Here is a 17716-nt window from a genome sequence, read left to right as displayed (position 1 = left end):
CGCCGTGGCGGCCCGGGAAGACTTTGAAAACTCTCTCAATAGGAGTCGCGGATGCCCCAAGTACGCGTTGAGGATGAAATCTATGAAATGCCCCCGCACAACGGCTTTATTGTCGCGCATTTTCTGACAGTCGCCGACATTGAACGCTCGGCACGATTCTATGAGATGGTCTTCGGAGGCCGCATCCTGAGCCTGGGCGATAGCAGTGGCGCGCCGGGATACATACAGATCGCCAACACGTGGCTCATCGTCAACATCGGGGGCGGCCCCACACCTGACAAACCGTCGGTGACGCTCGGTGTTCCCCGCGATCTTGATTCATTCAGCAGCTTCATGAACATCCGCGTTGCTGACATCCACGGCTGCTATGAACGCTGGCAAGCCCGGGGCGCTGAATTCATCACAGAGCCGATGGAAAAGTACGGCGAGACTCGCTGCTACATTCGCGATCCAGACGGCTACATCATCGAAGTGGGTCAGAGTAAGCCGGGTGTCGTTTACGGTTAGCCTTGGAAGGACGCACCAGTCCGCAAAGATCCGCTTTTCACTATAGATTGCTGGGCTGTACGGCGAGGGGTTTGTCGGCGCGGGGCCGAGCGGTCCGGAGCCCGGCGCGTAGTATTATCTATGTTACCCCACCGGGCTTTCTGAACCATTTCGGCGGCGGCACGGATGTCGCGTTGGAAACGGCAGATGGGCTGTGTTGCATGGCCGCGTCAGAGACGTCGCTGCGATGATAAGCCTGTCTCAAGCGATTATGGCCAACGGCAGAACATCACGATGGCGCTGGGGCTGAAGGCGGTGTTTCTGGTGACCACCATAGCCGGCTTAACTGGCCTGTGGCCCGCCACTCTGGCCGATACCGGCGCGACGGTGCTTGCGACGGCCAACGCCATGCGTTTGCTGAATTAGAACTGTACGCTATGGTCGCGCCCTTACATCTGGCATCGTTCAACTCGCCGGCGGCTGAGAGAAGCGTGCTCTCATCCCTTAGGAGAGCGCTATGGATCTACATCTTGACACGACAAGGAACGCGCTTTTGCAGCGCCTTGATCCCGCTGATCTGGACAGGCTGGAGCCGCGCTGAGGCTCGATGGGCTGAACATGCCAGGCGACTCTTTTAAAAGCTAACCGACAGAACCAGACGACGACATAATCGGCCACGTCATCGCACGAAAATAATCGTCTCAAGCTCCGTCTGCAGCGGTCCGCAATGGATGCCTTCCCGCTGTCGACCAACGGCAACGGTCGGGGCCGCGCTTTCCTTCCTGGGGTGGCGTGGGCCGCTTCGGATCCGAAATTGTGTCAATCGCCCGACGGGCCTGTTGCCGCGCCTTCCGCGAGCCGGAATGCATAACGATTGCGGATGTGGCTGTTGAAATGACGACCTTTTGCAAAGGCAGATTTGAACGCAGCAAAGGCCTCAACCGGCACGTCAAGAACTCGTAGTGTTTCCCGCTGGCCAGCCGCTTGACGACGTCAGGATAGAGCTGCCGGCGCTCCGGCCAGGTGTCGGGAATCGCCTCGGCTTGCAACTTCGTGCGGGGACGTTGATCAGTTCCATGACCTGAGGGTGCGGAACTTTTTCCGCCGGCCAGCCCGCGCAACATGCCGTAGCCGCAGCCTCATCGGCTTCCAACCAGACCGTGGCAGCGCGATCCTCGTCCTCGGTAGGCTTGTCGTCTTCTGGAAAGCCTTTGATATCCCAGCCTTCCAACGCGAACAGTCCTTCCACGCCTTGCAAAGCCGTAATGCCGGCGCGTGCAAACACCGTTTCGGCTGCCGCGATGCCGCGTGCGAGCTCTTGGGGTGTGGCGTCTTCAATGTTCAAGCGAAGTTCCATGTTTCGCCTCTATGGCTAATTCTGCCAAATGCGAACAAAAAGGGAACACAGAGTCAAGTGCGCCCTTGACGAGAGAGGAATATGTTCCTTATTTCAGCGTGATCTGGAGCAGCAAAGGGACCATGGTTCGGCGTGAAACGCGCTGGCCGGCGAAGCTATGGCAAAAACCGCGGAAGACAATTTTCGGATCGAGGTATGGGATCGCGACGAGAAGGCTCTGTCCGAAACTATTTCGCGTTCCCCCGATTCAACCGTGAGTCAGGCCGCATGGCAGGCTGCCATCCGGCGCCGGCCGGGCATGTTGCTGATCCACTACAACAGTCGGCATGTGATGGAGAAAATCCTGACACCAGGCGAGGTCAAGATCCCGCCGCAGGCCATCATCGATGGCAGCGTTCACGCTGGCCTGGATGTGGCGCTCGGTGATCTTCGCGAGTGGCATGTGTTGCGGGCTTGGTGCAGATCCTGTTCGCACCATGCAACGGTAAAGCCAGCCGGCCTCATTGAGCGCTATGGGAAAGGCGCTCTGTTCAGTTCGGTCGAGCGAGCGCTCTTCTGCACAAGTTGTGACAGGGGAGGGCCTGTCAGGTTGGAAATTCACAAGCTGCCACGCAATTGAGGGGTGAAGATGCAAGACCTCATCGATTTCGTCCAGGCCAACTCGGCGCTGGGTTGGACAATCCGATCGCGATCAGCAGCCGGATTGTCGAGAGCCTGAAATGCGCGCGATCTCCGCCGGTCGGCTTCGACGCAAAAACGCGGACCATCGCGGACGGGGACAGTCGGTCCCGCGTCCCGTCCTGCGGCCGGCGCTATGCTGACGCTCCTACGGCTGTCCTGATAACCGCCCGCGGCGGAGGCGAATTTCCTCCGTCCTGCGCGCGACAATCGTCATTGTTGCGGACGAGCGCAGGACTGCGGCTTATACGCCGTTGTACCTTGGAGCGCCGACGGTTGCCGGCGCGGAGATGCTTGGGCATGGAACCGAATCCCAGGCAGGGTATTGAATCGCACCACGTATCCGAGTTCCGCATGTCGGCTGTAGATGGCACCCTCAGCATCAGCAAAAGGCGCAAACGCCGCAGAGACTCAGACTCTATCCCTACATATCCGCTGCCGGGGTTTCGGTCCTTCCAGCTCTGCACATTGACAGACCACATACCGGTGGGCGGGGATTGGCTCTTCGAGATGAAGTTCGACGGCTATCGTGCCCAAGTCGCCATCTCCGGCTCGAACGTCGTCGTCTATACCCGCAATGGCCACGACTGGACCCGACAGTTCAAGGTCATCTTGCCGCCGCTTCAGAGACTGACCAAAGGCGCGGCGCTGATCGATGGAGAGATCGTCGCCATCGACAGCCAGGGCCGCACGAACTTCTCCATGCTGAAAACCGGCATCGCCGCGGGTATGCCCCTCAAGTTCTACGCCTTCGATCTGCTTGAATTCGATGGCGAAGATCTGTCGACCCTGCCGCTCCTTGAGCGCAAGGCGCGACTTGAGTCCCTGCTGGGCGCGCGCCGCCCTGACGACAGCCTGCAATTCTCCAGCCACATCGTCGACCAGGGCAGAAGGGTGTTCGACGCCATGTGCGAGGGCGGCCACGAAGGCGTCATCGCCAAGCGCGCCGACAGCTCCTACGTCGGCGACCGCACCGGGAGTTGGCTCAAGATCAAGTGCACGAAGCGACAGGAATTCGTCGTCGGCGGCTACCGCCCAAGTGACACAGGACGTGGCATGGCATCGTTGATCCTCGGCACTTACGAGAATGGCAAGCTCATCTATCGCGGCCGCGTCGGCACGGGGTTCACCGCGGCGATGCGCAAGGACATCCTCGCGAAGCTCGAGAAACGCCGTGTTGAGAAACCGGCTTTCGTTTCCGTTCCGAGAGACATTGCCCGCCGTGCCCGGTGGGTGAAGCCCGAGCTAGTTGCCGAAGTCACCTATGCCGAAGTGACACCGGACGGCAGCTTGCGACATCCAAGCTTTGAGGGCATGCGCGAAGATAAGCGAGCCGACCAAGTGGTAATGGAAATGCCGAAGACGCCGGCAACTCCTGGCTCCGCCAATCTCGATCCGGGAATCGGCAAGGAGATCGCCGCTGCTGTCGGCGTCAAGCTGACGCATCCAGACAAGGTCATGTATCCCGGGACCAAGGTGACCAAGGCCACGCTCGCAGCCTACTACGCCGTGGTCGCCGAGAAGATGCTGCCGCACATCCAGGATCGACCGCTGTCGCTGGTGCGCGATACCGATGGCGACCTGCAGCAGACCTTCTTTCAGAAGCACAGACTGCCCGGCATGCCCAAGGCCATCCATGACGGCCAGTTGGAGAAGATGTCCGGGAAGGAAAGCCGCATCTTGTGGGTCGATGACCTGGCTGGGCTGATCGCAGGCGTCCAGATGAACGTGCTCGAATTCCACATCTGGGGAAGCCTGCGCCAGCAGCCGGATCTGCCGCATCGCGTGATCTTCGACATCGACCCCGACGAAGGCTTGGGCTTCACTGCCGTCAAACAGGCAGCCCTCGACATTCGAGGCATTCTGGAAGCGCTTGGACTGCAGTCGTGGCCGTTGCTGTCCGGCGGCAAGGGCGTTCATGTGGTCGTGCCGCTCGTCCCCGAGGCAGACTGGGACGAGGTCAAGAGCTTCTGCCAAGACTTCGCCGAACTACTGGCCCGTACAGATCCGTCGCGCTTCGTCGCCAACATGAGCAAGGCGAAGCGCAAGGGCCGAATATTTCTCGACTACTTGCGCAACGGCCAGGGCTCCACCGCAATCTGTCCTTGGTCGACCCGGGCACGCGCGGGGACATCATGCGCGGTGCCCGTCAGTTGGGAGGAGTTGCCCACCTGCGAAAGCGCCAATGGTTTCGATGTTTTCGCCGCCGCCGCGCGGGCTCAGTTGCCCGAAGCCTGGGAGGGCTATTCCGACGTCGAACAAACGCTTACCGACCGCATCCGCCACGCAGTCCGGTAGCAATATTTACTAGATGGTCAGCGACATTTGCTGATTTGGCGCGGACCGCCTTTGCCCAAATTCGGGAGCGTCCCCCTTCTGCGGGATGCCCCCGCAACGCCGTCTAGAGTGAGAGTACGGACCGGTTTGCCGTGACGGGTTGAGGGCTGGAGGAGAGGCCTCCGGCGCCCGTCGCGGAGAACCGCGATGTCCAGACATTACGCTCGCGCCGGCGCTGACCGGACAAGCCTCTATGACGATATCACCAACAAGATCATCGCGGAGCTGGAAGCCGGCCGCTTCCCCTGGGTGCAGCCCTGGGGAACGACGGCGGGGCAAGCGCCCCTCGCCGTGCCGGCCAATGCCACGACTGGCCGCGCTTATTCCGGGATCAACGTGCTGATCCTGTGGGGCGCGGTCGTAGAGCATGGCTTTCCCGTCCAAAGCTGGCTGACTTTCCGCCAGGCGCTATCGCTGGGCGGCCATGTCCGCAAGGGCGAACACGGGACCACCGTCATCTATGCTGACCGCTTCATTCCTGACGACGAGAAGAATCGCGCCCGGGAAACCGGCGAGGCAGCACAGGCCATACCGTTCCTTAAGCGCTCCACCGTGTTCAACGTCGCGCAATGCGAAAATCTGCCAGACGATCGGGCCGCGGCTCCGCCTGCACCGGCACCCGGACTGATCGAGCCTACAGTCGAGGCGCTGATCAAGGCGACAGGTATCGATTTCCGCATCGGTGGCAGCAGTGCCTATTATGTGCCGGCGCAGGACTACGTGCGGGTGCCGCCCCCGCAGACCTATTTCGAGACCATCGACTGGCACCGCACCGCCCTGCACGAGCTTGGCCATGCGACCGGCCATCCCTCCCGCGTCGGCCGTGACCTCGGCGGCGCCTTCGGCACCAAGAGATATGCTTTCGAGGAACTGGTCGCAGAGATGAACGCAGCCTTCTGCTGCGCCTCGCTTGGCATCGTGCCGACCGTGCGCCACGCCGACTACCTGGCCTCCTGGCTCGAGGTCCTGCGCGAAGACAACCGCGCCATCGTTCGTGCCGCCTCCCAGGCCAGCAAGGCGGCCGACTGGCTGCTCGCCTTCCTGCCGCAACCTGACGGTGCAGCCAGGGCAGGCCCGGCCGACGTCGATGAGGCCGAGATCGAGAGGAGGGCGGCATGATCCTCCTCACCGACGAACTGCGCAAACGCCTGCTGGCCAATGGCCGCAACGCCGATCACGTACCGGTCGTGAAGCTCTTCAATCCGCTCGACGGAGGAACCTGGCTCGCAACCGAGCTGAGTGCCGATGGTGACACCATGTTCGGTCTCGCCGGTCTCGGATATCCCGAGCAGGGCAGTTTCTCGCTCTTCGAGATGACGTCGGTCCGGCTGCCTATCGGCATGGGCATCGAGCGCGACATCCTCTTTACCACCGACCTACCGATTTCGGTCTGGGCAGAGGCCGCCCGCCGGGCCGGAAGCCTTCGCGACGCGGAACGCATCCTCTACCACGCCGCCCAGTCTGGCCGAGACGGCGCGTGAGATCTCAGCTTGAAATCTCCAATGCCGCAGATGCGCAAAGTCGTGTCTGCGGCCCTGTCGCCCTCCGGATTTTCGGTGTGCGGCGCAGTCCTCAGAGTGAGAGGGCTGCGCCCGTTTCTTTTGACGGGTTTGGAGGTCGAGAGAGTCTCGGCCGCCCGTCGCGGAGACAGTCGACATGGCTACGCCCAAGCAGAAGATCACCCTCAACGCTTCACGTAACATCCCCTTCAACAAGCTGGTGCTGAGCCAGTCCAATGTCCGGCGCATCAAGCGCGGGGAAACGATAGAGGACCTCGCCGCCTCGATCGCACGACGCGGCCTCTTGCAGAGTCTCAACGTCCGGCCAGTGCTGGATGGCGAGGGCAATGAGACCGGCATGTTTGAGGTGCCGGCTGGTGGGCGCCGCTATCGCGCGCTGGAACTGCTGGTCATGCAGAAGCGCATGATCAAGACCGAGCCAGTTCCCTGCGTCGTCAGCGACGCCCACAGCGCGGTCCCGATCGAGGAGGATTCGCTGGCCGAGAATTTTCAGCGCGAAGATTTACATCCCCTGGATATGTTCCGGGCCTTCCAGACCTTGCACGACCAAGGCGCCAGCCACGAGGAGATTGCGGCACGCTTCTTCGTGTCCGCTAGCTTTGTCCAGCAGCGCTTACGGCTGGCAAAAGTTTCGCGCAAGCTGCACGAGGTCTACGAGCAGGAGGGCATGCAGCTCGAGCAGCTCATGGCCTTTACCGTGACCGACGATCACGCCCGTCAGGAGCAGGTCTGGGAGGCGCTCGAAAACTCCTGGTCGAAGGAGCCGCAGCAGATCCGGCGCCTGCTGACGGAGACCACCGTGCGGGCAAACGATCGCCGGGCGCTGTTCGTCGGTGTCGAGGCCTACGTCGCCGCCGGCGGCGTGGTGCTGCGCGACCTGTTCGAGGCCGACAATGGCGGCTGGCTGCAGGACCCCGCGCTGCTCGACCGCCTGGTCCGCGACAAGCTCAAGTCCGCAGCCGACGAGATCGCGGAAGAGGGCTGGAAGTGGATCGTGGTCGATGTCGATCTGCCTTACGGCCACAATCACGGCCTGCGGGCACTCGCCGGCACGGCTGTCGATCTGACCGACGCGGAGCGGGCGGAACGCCAAGCCCTGCGCGCCGAGCTCGATCGACTGCAAGCCGAGTATAGCGAGGTCGACGAACTCCCCGACGCGGTCGATCAACGTCTCGGCGAGATCGAGTCTGTGCTGGAGGCGTTCGAGAGTCGCCCGATGAACTACGATCCCGCCGATATCGGCCGCGCCGGTGCCTTCATCAGCATCGACCGTGACGGTGACCTGGTCGTCGATCGCGGATATGTGCGCCCCGAGGACGAAGCGCCGGAAGCGGTCGACGGCGACGCCGCCGAGCCCGACGGTGCGATCGAGAGCGAGGACGGCAGGGACGATCCTTGGGTTCGCCGCGCCACCATCACCATCGGCGCGCAAACGTCCGAGCCCGATGAGGATGACGGCGACGCCATCAAGCCGCTGCCCGAACGCCTGGTGATCGAGCTCACCGCGCATCGCACGTTGGCGCTGCGCAATGCCGTGGCCGAGAACCAGCATGTGGCCATCACGGCGCTGTTGCATCGGCTCGTCCTCGACACCTTCGGTCATCGCTCCGCGACCGGCTGCCTCGAGGCGTTCGTCCGACATGTCAACTTGCCGACGCAAGACTCCGAGCTGAAAGACAGCCCCGCGGCCAAGGCGATCGATGAACGCCATGAGGCTTGGAAGGGCGACATCCCGCTCGGTGACGACCAGACTCTGTGGACCTGGCTCGACAATCTCGATGAAGCCAGTCGGCACACGCTGCTGGCGCATTGCGTCAGCTATGGGATCAACGCGCTGTTCGAGAGGCCTAACCCCTATGGCAGCGGCGTTTCCCAGCACGGGCTGGAGCAGCGCTTGCGCGAAGCCGACCGGCTCTCCCACGCGACGGGGCTCGACATGGTCGGTGCGGGTTGGCGTCCGACGGTCGAGAACTATCTCGGCCGGGTCACCAAGTCCCGCATCCTCGAAGCCATACGTGAGGGCGTCGGCGAGCAGGCTGCTCAACTCATTAACCACCTCAAGAAGGGCGACATGGCCAAGGAGGCCGAACGCCTCCTTGCCGATAGTGGCTGGCTACCCGAACCGCTCCGTCTGATCGATCAGGACGCACCGCCCGCGCAGCCGGGCGAGGGCGAAGAACCTGACCTGCCCGAATTCCTCGCCGGCGATGACGAAGACGACTCCTCTGCAGCCGATGAGGTCATCGCTCACGCGGTCGCTGCCGAATAGCACCCATCGACGGGGCGGCTCCGGTCGCCCCGCTCCCCTTCACCTCACGGCCCGGCTCCCCGCCGGGCCTTTTTCATTTCAGGAGACATCCATGTCCGCCCACATCGTCTATGACAACGCCCCGCTCGGTTCGCTGATCCGCTATTCCGACGGCACGCCCAAACCGCCGGCGCGCTTTACCCGCAAGCTCGCGGACTGGGAGCGTCGCAACGGCCTCGGCCGCCTGGTCCGCAAGGCACCTCCGCGCGACCGTCCGACCTACAGCGCACCGGCCGCGATCACGCTCAACGAAGGGACCTTCTCCTCCGGCGGCATCATCCTCGTGACCGTTATGCGCACCCACTCGGTCGACAGCGACCTCTGCTTCAAGATCGTCGAGCAGCCCAGTATCGGCATGGTTCGGGTCTTGCAGCAGATCGGCGACGATGACGAGTTGCTGTACCTCGCCGAGAGCCGGGAGGCGGCCGCACTCTGGTTGGCCAAGACCGGATATTGCAATGCGCGTCTTGAAGACGTCACCGCCGACGAGGTCGGCGCGGATGTCGTCGAGGGGAGGGCGGCAGCGTGAGCCGCATAGCGTCACACCCGCGCGCATAGAGCAAACCCTCAAAACACCAAGGCCCCGGCTCGGAGACGAGTGCCGGGCCATTGTTTTTCAGGAGCGGCACGATGCCCGAATTTACCATCGAGACCACCTACCATCTGCCGGTCTTCCGACAATCAACCTATTCGGCCGACACGCCTGAGGCCGCCTGCCGGCTCGCCATCGAGGACAATGACTGGTCCGGTCAGAAGGAGGACTACGAGTCCTCCGGCGAATCCCATGTCACCGGCATCTCCGAAGGAGCCGAGGCCGCCTATCGCGGACAGGCCATTCCGGTTCCTGCGCATTTCGAGGAGGAAGTACAGCGTAAGGCACAATTCGAACTCATGCTGGGCATGCTCAAGATCATCGTCGGCGATGCGAAGGCCCGCCGACCGCCGCCGCCGGGGTGGCTCGGCAAGGCCGAATGGGCGATCGCGCGCGGCGAAGCGATCGTCAAGGGCGCCCGCGATCCAGTTGAACCCGTGGATGCGAAGGACTTGCCATGAGCATTCCCGACCATGCCCGCAGCAACTTCCAGACGCTGCTTCGCGCCGCCAGCGACGGCAACCTCGCGCTGTTGGAGTGCGCCGACGCTACGACCGGGCAACCGCGCTATGTCATCCCGGTCGGACGAGACGACACGGACTACGTGTTCACGCCGTTCGGCCATCTTGCCGATGGCAATCCCTATGATGCCTACCTGCCGCCCTTCCCCGATGACGCCAATGGTTTCCTCAGAAGTCGGAGCCTGACGGCGGAATATGATCGGATCGGTTGATACCGGCGAGCGCTCCACCTCATGGCGGGGCGCTTGTTTCATTTTAGCTTCGGCGGGTTCCTGAGAGGGAGAGGCTGGCCGGGATGGGTTTGAATCCGCGCGGTCCAGAGAGAGCGCCGCGCGGCTCGATCCTGTCCCCGCTCTCCCGAGGTTCACACCATGTACATGATCTCGCCCGCTGCGACGGTTCCCGCTGCCGCGCCGCTCCCGCTCGCCCAAACCCGTGCAGCCGGCGCTATCTTCGCCGCCGCCGGCCTGCTGCTTCCCCGTCTCGAACGCGGCGAGTGCATCGACGTGCCAAAGCTGCGCTCGGCGATGGAAGCCGCATTCGGCGCCTCCGACGCCGCCGGCGCCTGGGACTGGAAGCAGGCCTACGATGCCTGCGAGGCCGCGACAGTCCTTTTCCTGCGCAAGTACGGAAAGGCGTTGTTCCGCAAAGCCGCGTCGCCGGCTCTCCGGCTTTCCGCATTGTCGAAGATTGCCGGGCTCATGCCGACGCATACCCGCCGATCCGAAGAGGCGCAGACCTTCCAGCAGTTCTCGACGCCGATTCCGCTCGGCCTGGTCGCCGCTACGGCCGCCGCCATCACGCCCGCCGACCGTGTGCTGGAGCCTTCCGCCGGCACCGGGCTGCTCGCCATCCTGGCCGAGATAGCCGGCGCCTCGCTCGTCCTCAACGAGCTTGCCGAGACGCGCGCGGCACTTCTCTCCTGCCTCTTTCCGGCGGTCTCCGCCAGCCGCTTCGACGCCGCCCAGATCGACGACCATCTCGATCCATGTGCCGTGCCGAGCGTGGTGCTGATGAACCCGCCCTTTTCGGTCATGGCCAATGTCGAGGGCCGCATGGCCGACGCGGCCTGGCGGCATATCGCCTCGGCGCTGGCGCGCCTTGCGCCCGGCGGGCGGCTGGTGACGATCACCGGTGCGAACTTGGCGCCCGACCGTCCGACCTGGACCGCCGGCTTCACTCGCCTGCAGGAGCGTGGTCGCGTGGTCTTCTCCGCCGCCATCGATGGCTCGGTCTATGCCAAGCATGGCACGACCTTCCCGACGCGCCTCACCGTCATCGACAAGCTGCCAGCGGACAATCCCACCGTCTTCGCGGATGCTCCCGGCATCGCCCCGGATGCCGCGACGCTCCTCGCGTGGATTGAGGAGCGCCTTCCCGCGCGGCCGCCGGTCGTGATGGCCGCCGTTTCCAGCGCGGCATCGGCGGTCGCCGCGCCCCGCACCGTGCACGGCCATCTCACACGCGCGGCGAGTACCACGCCACGCATGTCGATCGCCGAACCGGAAGCCATCGACCTCGCCTATAAGGCTGTCGACTGGCAGGCTGCCGAGGGGGCCCAGATCAGCGACGCCATCTATGAGGCCTACGGGCTTCAGGCGATCCGCATCCCCGGCTCTCGGGCTCACCCCACCCAGCTCGTTCAATCGGCGGCCATGGCCTCGGTGGCGCCACCCAAGCCAAGCTACCGGCCGCGCCTGCCGAAGAACGTCCTTGACCTGCTCTCGGATGCGCAGCTCGAGACCGTCATCTATGCCGGCGAGGCTCACGCCGAGTATCTCGCCGGCACCTGGACGCTCGACGATACCTTTGACGTGGTTAGCGTAGCGGTCGATGACACCGCGGGTGCCGTGCGCTTCCGGCAAGGCTTCATGATCGGCGACGGCACTGGGGTGGGCAAGGGCCGCGAGTCCGCGGCCGTAATCCTAGACAATTGGATGAAGGGCCGTCGTAAGGCGGTCTGGATCTCCAAGTCCGACAAGCTCATCGAGGATGCGCAGCGCGACTGGTCCGCGCTCGGCATGGAGCGCTTGCTGGTCACCCCGCTCTCCCGCTTCCCGCAGGGCAGGCCGATCGTGCTGCCGGAAGGCATCCTATTCACCACCTATGCCACGCTGCGCTCCGACGATCGCGGTGAGAAGGTTTCGCGGGTCAAACAAATTGTCAAATGGTTGGGTCCGGATTTCGATGGGGTCATCATTTTCGACGAGGCGCACGCGATGCAAAACGCCGGTGGCGGCAAGAGCGAACGGGGCGATGCCGCCCCCTCGCAGCAGGGCCGTGCCGGCCTGAGGCTGCAACACGCGCTGCCGAATGCCCGCATCGTCTATGTCTCGGCGACTGGCGCCACCATCGTCCACAATCTCGCCTATGCCCAGCGGCTCGGCCTCTGGGGCGGCGAGCATTTTCCGTTCCCGACGCGGGCCGAATTCGTCGAGGCGATCGAGGCCGGCGGCGTCGCGGCGATGGAAGTGCTGGCGCGCGACCTCAGGGCGCTCGGTCTCTATACGGCGCGGTCTTTGTCATTCTCCGGCGTCGAATACGAACTGCTCGAGCATGAGCTGACGCCCGAACAGGTCCGCATCTATGACGCGTACGCTGGGGCCTTCGGCGTCATCCATAACAATCTCGATGCGGCGATGCAGGCGGCCAACATCACCGGTAGCACCGGCACGCTCAATGCCCAGGCCAAGTCGGCCGCTCGCAGCGCCTTCGAGTCCGCCAAGCAGCGCTTCTTCGGTCATCTCCTGACGTCGATGAAGACGCCGACCCAGATCCGCTCCATCACCCGCGATCTGGAGGAGGGCCATGCGGCCGTTGTCCAGATCGTCTCGACGGGCGAGGCGCTGATGGAACGGCGGCTGGCCGAGCTGCCGACTGAGGACTGGAACGACGTCCGAGTCGACATCACGCCGCGCGAATACGTCCTCGACTATCTCGCCCATTCCTTCCCGGTGCAGCTCTATGAGCCCTTCACCGGCTCCGAAGGCAATCTGTCATCGCGCCCGGTCTACCGCGATGGCCAGCCGGTCGAGAGCCGCGAGGCGGTCGCCCGGCGCGACGAACTGATCGCCAAACTCGCCAGCTTGACGCCTGTCCCCGGCGCGCTCGACCAGATCGTCCAGCATTTCGGCACGGACCTCGTGGCCGAAGTCACTGGCCGCTCGCGCCGCATTGTCCGCAAGGGCGAGCGCCTTCTCGTTGAAAACCGTGCCGGGTCAGCCAACCTCGCCGAGACGCAGGCCTTCATGGATGACCAGAAGCGCGTTCTGGTTTTTTCGGACGCGGGCGGAACGGGGAGGAGCTACCACGCCGAACTGTCGGCCCGGAACACGCGGCTGCGTGTGCATTATCTGCTCGAAGCCGGCTGGAAGGCCGACACCGCCATCCAGGGCCTCGGCCGCACGCATCGCACCAATCAGGCGCAGCCGCCGCTATTCCGGCCGATATCAACCAATGTGAAGGCGGAAAAGCGCTTCCTCTCGACGATCGCCCGCCGTCTCGACACGTTGGGCGCGATCACCCGCGGCCAGCGCCAGACCGGCGGCCAAGGGCTGTTCCGGCCAGAGGACAATCTGGAAAGCCACTATGCCCGCGATGCGCTACGGCAACTCTATCTGCTGATCGTACGCGGCAAGGTCGAGGGCTGCTCGCTTGAGCGTTTCGAGGCGGCGACGGGTCTCAAGCTGATGGATGCCAATGGCATCAAGGACGAGTTGCCGCCGATCACCACCTTCCTCAATCGCCTGCTCGCACTGACCATTGCGCTGCAGGTCGTGCTGTTCGGTGCCTTCGAGCAACTGCTCGCGGCGCGCGTCGAGGGCGCGATCGCGTCAGGCACCTACGATGCCGGGCTGGAGACGCTGCAGGCCGAAAACTTCGTCGTCACTGATCGGCAGGTGATCTACACCCATCCGCGCACCGGCGCCGAAAGCCGCCTGCTCACGATCACCGAACGCAAGCGCAATCGGCCCGTCACGCTCAATGCGGCGCTCGATCATCTCCGCGATCCGCGTGCCTTACTGCTCATCAACAAGCAATCGGGCCGCGCCGCCGTGCAGATCCCAACCCCCAGCGTCATGCTCGACGATGGCGAGGTCGAGCGCCGTGTCCTTCTGATCCGGCCGATGGAAGGCCAGAACATGCCGCACAAGGCCATGGGCGAAACACGCTGGGTCGAGGCCGACCGCGAGGCGTTCACAACTGCCTGGACCGCCGAAATCGCCGGGGTGCCGGAGTTTTCGGACTCGGTCTTGCACATGGTCACCGGCCTGCTGCTGCCGATCTGGAAGCGCCTGCCCAAAGAGTCGACCCGCGTTTATCGACTTCAGACCGACGAGGGCGAGCGCCTCATCGGCCGCCGCGTCTCGCCGGCATGGGCCGCCAACGCCTCTGCGACGAACGTGGCTGCGCTGTCGCCGGAGCAGGCGTTTGCGGTTCTGCTGGACGGCCGGACCATCCTCGAACTTGCCGAGGATCTCCAGCTTCGCCGCAGCCGCGTCATGGGCGCATGGCGCATCGAATTGTCCGGCTTCACCGACACGATGCGCGAGCGCCTCACCGCCTACGGTCTCTTCCACGAGATCATTTCGTGGAAGCTCAGGATGTTCGTGCCGATAGACGCCAACGGGCTCGCCGTGCTGGAGCGCGTGCTCGACCGCTTTCCAATCGAGCGGGTCAGTGAGCGGGAGGCTGCATGATTCCGCGTCACGCTGCATCCGACCTCGCACACCGCCTCGGCGAATACGCCGAGGCGGTGTGCCGCCACTACCTCTCCAATGGCCGTCGCCAGGGCAACTATTGGACCGTCGGCGACGTCCGCAATGCGCCGGGCCGCTCGATGTTCGTGCGTCTGCAGCCATCCCCGAAGGGACCGCCAGGTAAATGGACCGACGCCGCTACCGGCGAGCATGGCGACCTGCTCGATGTCATCCGCGAATCCTTGGCTCTCGTCGACTTCAAGGACGTGGTCGGCGAGGCGCGGGCCTTCCTCGCCATACCGCCTTCTGAGCCACTACGGCCTAAAGAGGCGACGACGCGCCTGCCAACTCCGATCGGATCTCCGGAAGCAGCTCGCCGACTGCTTGCCATGTCGAGGCCCATTATCGGCACCCTCGTGGAAACGTATTTGCGTGGACGTGCCATTACGACTTTGCACGGAACCGCAGCCTTGCAGTTCCATCCACACTGCTACTATCGGCCAGACGATCACGGACCGACCGAGACCTGGCCGGCGATGATTGCCGCTGTCACCGACCTCGATGGACATCTGACCGGCGCGCACCGCACCTGGCTCGCACCGGACGGCACGGGCAAGGCACCCGTCGACACACCGCGTCGGGCAATGGGTGACCTTCTCGGTCATGCCGTCCGCTTTGGCGTACCCGGAAACGTTATGGCGGCAGGCGAAGGCATCGAGACGACGCTATCGCTCAGATGCGCCTTGCCCGACATGGCGATGGCGGCAGCACTCTCCGCAGCCCATCTTGCCGCCATCCTGTTCCCGCCGAACCTGCGGCGGCTCTATGTCATTCGCGACAACGATCCGGCCGGTGACGGTGCCCGAGACAGCCTGCTCGAGCGTGCGACGGACGCCGGAATCGAGGCAATCGTGCTGTCGCCGGCGATGCAAGACTTCAACGAAGACCTCCGCCATTTCGGACTTGCCGCCTTCCAGGCCTCGATTGCGGACCAGCTCATGCGCAAAGATCGCACCCGCTATCTGACACAGGCGGCATGAGCCGTGAGGGGAAGCGCCCAGCGCACTGTGCCGGCTGCGCCGCATGGATGCGTGGCCCGCCGGCAGAGAACCGCGACCCGGCCTTCAAGAGGGCGATCGGGCCCACAAACTGGCCGGCCAGGCAATGGCGGCCGCCGACTATTTTCCGGCGGCGCGCGACTGCTCGCGAATGGCAGCGATTGGGCGCGACGCCTTTCCATCGCGAGGCAAAATAGTCGGCCGCCGCCATCCTCCGCTGCGCTCCGGCCCTCCGCTTCGCTGCGGGTGTCGGACCGTCCCGCCCGTGGACTCTCGTCGCCATGAAGGCCGCGAGGGTCGCGGTCAAACCGACGGGAGCAGCCCCATGAGCGAGCACGACGACACCGAACCGCACCACGCCGCTTCTCCAACCGATCACATCCTGACCGAACTCCAGCTCTATGGCTGGCGCCCCTTTGCGGATGAGCCAGATCCGCGACCGCTCCCCGCTGGCGACCACGTGGCCGGAGCCGTGGCCGACATCTTTGACGCCCTCATCGCAACCCTGGTCGACACGCGCCTCGAACCCGACCTCGATGACCTGCTCTGGTCCGTCACCAATGTCTTCCACCGAGCTGTTCAACGGATCGAGCGGCTACTGGACGACAACGAGCAGGCCCAGCGCCGCCTGCAGCGCGAACAGGACGGCAGCGAGATCAAGGCGGTTGAACTCGAGAACCTCACCGCCCAGGGCCAGACCATGATCGAACGGCGCGACGCCTTCGAGCTCATGCGTGACCAGGCCGCCGACCACTACGATCAGTACACCGGCTCGGCCTGGCGACCGCGCACGGGGTCGATGATCAACCACCACCATCTCACCGCCGCAATGATCGATAGCCGCGACTTCCTCGCGGCCAGGCGGCGCGCGGAAACCGAGGTCATGTTACCCGCCGGCCCCAAGATCGCCTTCTCCGGCGGCGATACCGCCGATCACGAGCTTATCTGGGCAAAGCTCGACCAAATCCGCGCCAAGCACCCCGACATGGTGCTGATGCACGGCGGATCACCGAAAGGCGCCGAAAAGATCGCCGCCCGCTGGGCCGATCATCGCAAGGTTCCGCAGATCGCCTTCAAGCCCGACTGGAGCAAACATGCCAAGGCCGCTCCCTTTAAGCGCAACGACCAGATGTTGGCGGTCATGCCGATCGGCGTCATAATCTTTCCGGGCACCGGAATTCAGGAGAACCTCGCGGACAAGGCCCGCAAGGTCGGCATCCCGGTCTATCGGCTCGGAAACGGCGGCGCGTAAGCGCCGTCGGAACCTACCCCCCTATAAATAGCAGGGGAGGCACGGCATTCTTCAAGCCGTGTCGTTCGAATCCTTTCCCGAAAGCTTCACGCCGGACATCGCGCTCGCCGACACCTTCTTGCGCAATGCCGCCGCCCACCTCGATGGCGCCGACCGGGCGGCGGATCTAGGCAGGCACAATGCGGCCCTTCACGCCATCGCCATCGCCATTGAATTGCTCCTGAAGCCGCATCTTCTCAGAGTCGTGACCGACGATCCCTGGAACCGCCGCCATATCGGGCACGATCTCGGCAAAGCGGCTCTTTACGCCGAGAGAGCTGGATTGGGCCTGCCACCGCAATTGCACAGCGTCATCGCCCAGCTTCATCCTCATTTTCAGCGTGGCGGCTTCCAACGGGACCCATCGCGATCATGGCCGCCCGGTTTCTCGCTCGACGCCCGCCACATCGCGCGACAGCTTGCTCAGGCTCTCCTGTAGCACGGGCGTCGCGCCAACAACGCCCGCTGCTCCTGACTTGAAGATGACCACACCCGCGATCCATTGCGCTGATCCTTGGTCCGGCCGACGGCCTGACGCCATCAACCCGCAAGGCGTCGGACTACGCGAAGCGTGCCGCCGCTCCGGCTTCACCTTCGCGGTGATTGCGGCCATCGGCCGAACACATCGGGCGCCTGTCAGCGGGGGAGGGTCCTCCGCTTCAAACAGGAGCCGGATCGATGTCCTTCGCCGACGCACATGCCTTCGCCTTCAGCCTCGCCGCCACTCTCATGGTCACCATCGTCATCTTTCGTGCTGGCGACGGCACTCTCTCGGTCGTCCCGGCGAACGAGTATGACGGCGACGACACTGCCATCATCGGCGAAATTGACCCATTCACCCCATGACGGGGCGGACATCGCGCTTGGC

The 17716-nt window shown here is 64.0% G+C and carries 16 protein-coding genes and 1 pseudogene; 15 read left to right on the top strand and 2 right to left on the bottom strand.

The window, feature by feature from the left end; all coding sequences use genetic code 11:
* The first annotated feature begins 51 nt into the window (after window positions 1-51).
* Window positions 52-507 (top strand): VOC family protein, encoded by a 456-nt coding sequence (locus X730_RS152790; protein WP_023669176.1) that lies wholly within the window; start codon window positions 52-54, stop codon window positions 505-507.
* Window positions 508-659: 152 nt separating this feature from the next.
* A pseudogene (locus tag X730_RS152795) lies at window positions 660-912 on the top strand (heavy metal translocating P-type ATPase); the annotation flags it as partial.
* A 393-nt stretch (window positions 913-1305) separates the two neighbouring features.
* Here the strand turns inward: X730_RS152795 and X730_RS1000000166140 are convergent.
* Complete coding sequence (locus tag X730_RS1000000166140) at window positions 1306-1434, bottom strand: KTSC domain-containing protein (RefSeq protein WP_081731574.1); 129 nt, start codon at window positions 1432-1434, stop codon at window positions 1306-1308.
* Between the two features lies 1 nt (window position 1435).
* Window positions 1436-1831 (bottom strand): hypothetical protein, encoded by a 396-nt coding sequence (locus tag X730_RS17635; protein WP_245261348.1) that lies wholly within the window; start codon window positions 1829-1831, stop codon window positions 1436-1438.
* A 169-nt stretch (window positions 1832-2000) separates the two neighbouring features.
* On the opposite strand from X730_RS17635, the gene X730_RS152800 reads away from it, so the two are divergent.
* The 13 genes from X730_RS152800 (at window position 2001) to X730_RS1000000168155 (ending at window position 17694) form a co-directional block, all read left to right on the top strand.
* The gene (locus tag X730_RS152800) at window positions 2001-2462 is read left to right on the top strand and encodes a hypothetical protein (protein WP_023826238.1); all 462 of its coding nucleotides are present in this window, start codon (window positions 2001-2003) and stop codon (window positions 2460-2462) included.
* 359 nt (window positions 2463-2821) lie between these two features.
* Complete coding sequence (gene ligD / locus X730_RS152805) at window positions 2822-4819, top strand: DNA ligase D (RefSeq protein ID WP_245261347.1); 1998 nt, start codon at window positions 2822-2824, stop codon at window positions 4817-4819.
* 186 nt (window positions 4820-5005) lie between these two features.
* On the top strand, window positions 5006-5977 hold the full coding sequence (locus tag X730_RS152810; protein WP_023826236.1) for a zincin-like metallopeptidase domain-containing protein: 972 nt from the start codon (window positions 5006-5008) through the stop codon (window positions 5975-5977).
* The gene (locus tag X730_RS152815) at window positions 5974-6339 is read left to right on the top strand and encodes a DUF2958 domain-containing protein (RefSeq protein ID WP_023826235.1); all 366 of its coding nucleotides are present in this window, start codon (window positions 5974-5976) and stop codon (window positions 6337-6339) included. The genes X730_RS152810 and X730_RS152815 overlap by 4 nt, the downstream gene beginning before the upstream one ends.
* Window positions 6340-6514: 175 nt before the next feature.
* Window positions 6515-8647 carry a ParB/RepB/Spo0J family partition protein gene (locus X730_RS152820; RefSeq protein ID WP_023826234.1) on the top strand — a complete coding sequence of 711 codons (2133 nt, stop codon included), beginning with the start codon at window positions 6515-6517 and terminating at the stop codon, window positions 8645-8647.
* 91 nt (window positions 8648-8738) lie between these two features.
* On the top strand, window positions 8739-9215 hold the full coding sequence (locus X730_RS152825; RefSeq protein WP_023725064.1) for a hypothetical protein: 477 nt from the start codon (window positions 8739-8741) through the stop codon (window positions 9213-9215).
* A 101-nt stretch (window positions 9216-9316) separates the two neighbouring features.
* Window positions 9317-9739 carry a hypothetical protein gene (locus X730_RS152830; protein WP_023703901.1) on the top strand — a complete coding sequence of 141 codons (423 nt, stop codon included), beginning with the start codon at window positions 9317-9319 and terminating at the stop codon, window positions 9737-9739.
* On the top strand, window positions 9736-10011 hold the full coding sequence (locus X730_RS152835) for a DUF6117 family protein (RefSeq protein ID WP_023826233.1): 276 nt from the start codon (window positions 9736-9738) through the stop codon (window positions 10009-10011). Before X730_RS152830 ends, X730_RS152835 begins: the two co-directional genes overlap by 4 nt.
* A 159-nt stretch (window positions 10012-10170) precedes the next feature.
* Complete coding sequence (locus tag X730_RS152840; protein ID WP_023826232.1) at window positions 10171-14499, top strand: strawberry notch family protein; 4329 nt, start codon at window positions 10171-10173, stop codon at window positions 14497-14499.
* On the top strand, window positions 14496-15539 hold the full coding sequence (locus tag X730_RS152845) for a toprim domain-containing protein (protein WP_031196863.1): 1044 nt from the start codon (window positions 14496-14498) through the stop codon (window positions 15537-15539). The genes X730_RS152840 and X730_RS152845 overlap by 4 nt, the downstream gene beginning before the upstream one ends.
* Before the next feature lie 343 nt (window positions 15540-15882).
* Window positions 15883-16809, top strand: coding sequence for a DUF2493 domain-containing protein (locus X730_RS152850; protein WP_023826230.1), 927 nt, complete (start codon window positions 15883-15885; stop codon window positions 16807-16809).
* Window positions 16810-16867: 58 nt separating this feature from the next.
* On the top strand, window positions 16868-17287 hold the full coding sequence (locus X730_RS152855) for a hypothetical protein (RefSeq protein WP_023826229.1): 420 nt from the start codon (window positions 16868-16870) through the stop codon (window positions 17285-17287).
* A 239-nt stretch (window positions 17288-17526) separates the two neighbouring features.
* A complete protein-coding gene (locus tag X730_RS1000000168155; RefSeq protein WP_023731559.1) occupies window positions 17527-17694 on the top strand; it encodes a hypothetical protein in 168 nt (55 codons plus the stop codon).
* The last annotated feature ends 22 nt before the right edge of the window (window positions 17695-17716 follow it).

Origin of the sequence: Mesorhizobium sp. L103C131B0, assembly GCF_000502275.1 — a bacterium.
Taxonomy (GTDB): domain Bacteria; phylum Pseudomonadota; class Alphaproteobacteria; order Rhizobiales; family Rhizobiaceae; genus Mesorhizobium.
The sequence above is the reverse complement of the archived record's forward strand: the minus strand, read 5'-3'. Positions and strand labels throughout refer to the sequence as shown.

Bases quoted from the DNA above. Each gene is read 5' to 3' on its own strand.
- X730_RS152810 (WP_023826236.1), top strand. From the start codon at position 5,006: ATGTCCAGACATTACGCTCGCGCCGGCGCTGACCGGACAAGCCTCTAT.
- X730_RS1000000168155 (WP_023731559.1), top strand. From the start codon at position 17,527: ATGTCCTTCGCCGACGCACATGCCTTCGCCTTCAGCCTCGCCGCCACT.
- X730_RS152825 (WP_023725064.1), top strand. From the start codon at position 8,739: ATGTCCGCCCACATCGTCTATGACAACGCCCCGCTCGGTTCGCTGATC.
- ligD (WP_245261347.1), top strand. From the start codon at position 2,822: ATGGAACCGAATCCCAGGCAGGGTATTGAATCGCACCACGTATCCGAG.
- X730_RS152820 (WP_023826234.1), top strand. From the start codon at position 6,515: ATGGCTACGCCCAAGCAGAAGATCACCCTCAACGCTTCACGTAACATC.
- X730_RS152840 (WP_023826232.1), top strand. From the start codon at position 10,171: ATGTACATGATCTCGCCCGCTGCGACGGTTCCCGCTGCCGCGCCGCTC.
- X730_RS152835 (WP_023826233.1), top strand. From the start codon at position 9,736: ATGAGCATTCCCGACCATGCCCGCAGCAACTTCCAGACGCTGCTTCGC.
- X730_RS152845 (WP_031196863.1), top strand. From the start codon at position 14,496: ATGATTCCGCGTCACGCTGCATCCGACCTCGCACACCGCCTCGGCGAA.
- X730_RS152815 (WP_023826235.1), top strand. From the start codon at position 5,974: ATGATCCTCCTCACCGACGAACTGCGCAAACGCCTGCTGGCCAATGGC.
- X730_RS152790 (WP_023669176.1), top strand. From the start codon at position 52: ATGCCCCAAGTACGCGTTGAGGATGAAATCTATGAAATGCCCCCGCAC.
- X730_RS152850 (WP_023826230.1), top strand. From the start codon at position 15,883: ATGAGCGAGCACGACGACACCGAACCGCACCACGCCGCTTCTCCAACC.
- X730_RS152830 (WP_023703901.1), top strand. From the start codon at position 9,317: ATGCCCGAATTTACCATCGAGACCACCTACCATCTGCCGGTCTTCCGA.
- X730_RS152800 (WP_023826238.1), top strand. From the start codon at position 2,001: ATGGCAAAAACCGCGGAAGACAATTTTCGGATCGAGGTATGGGATCGC.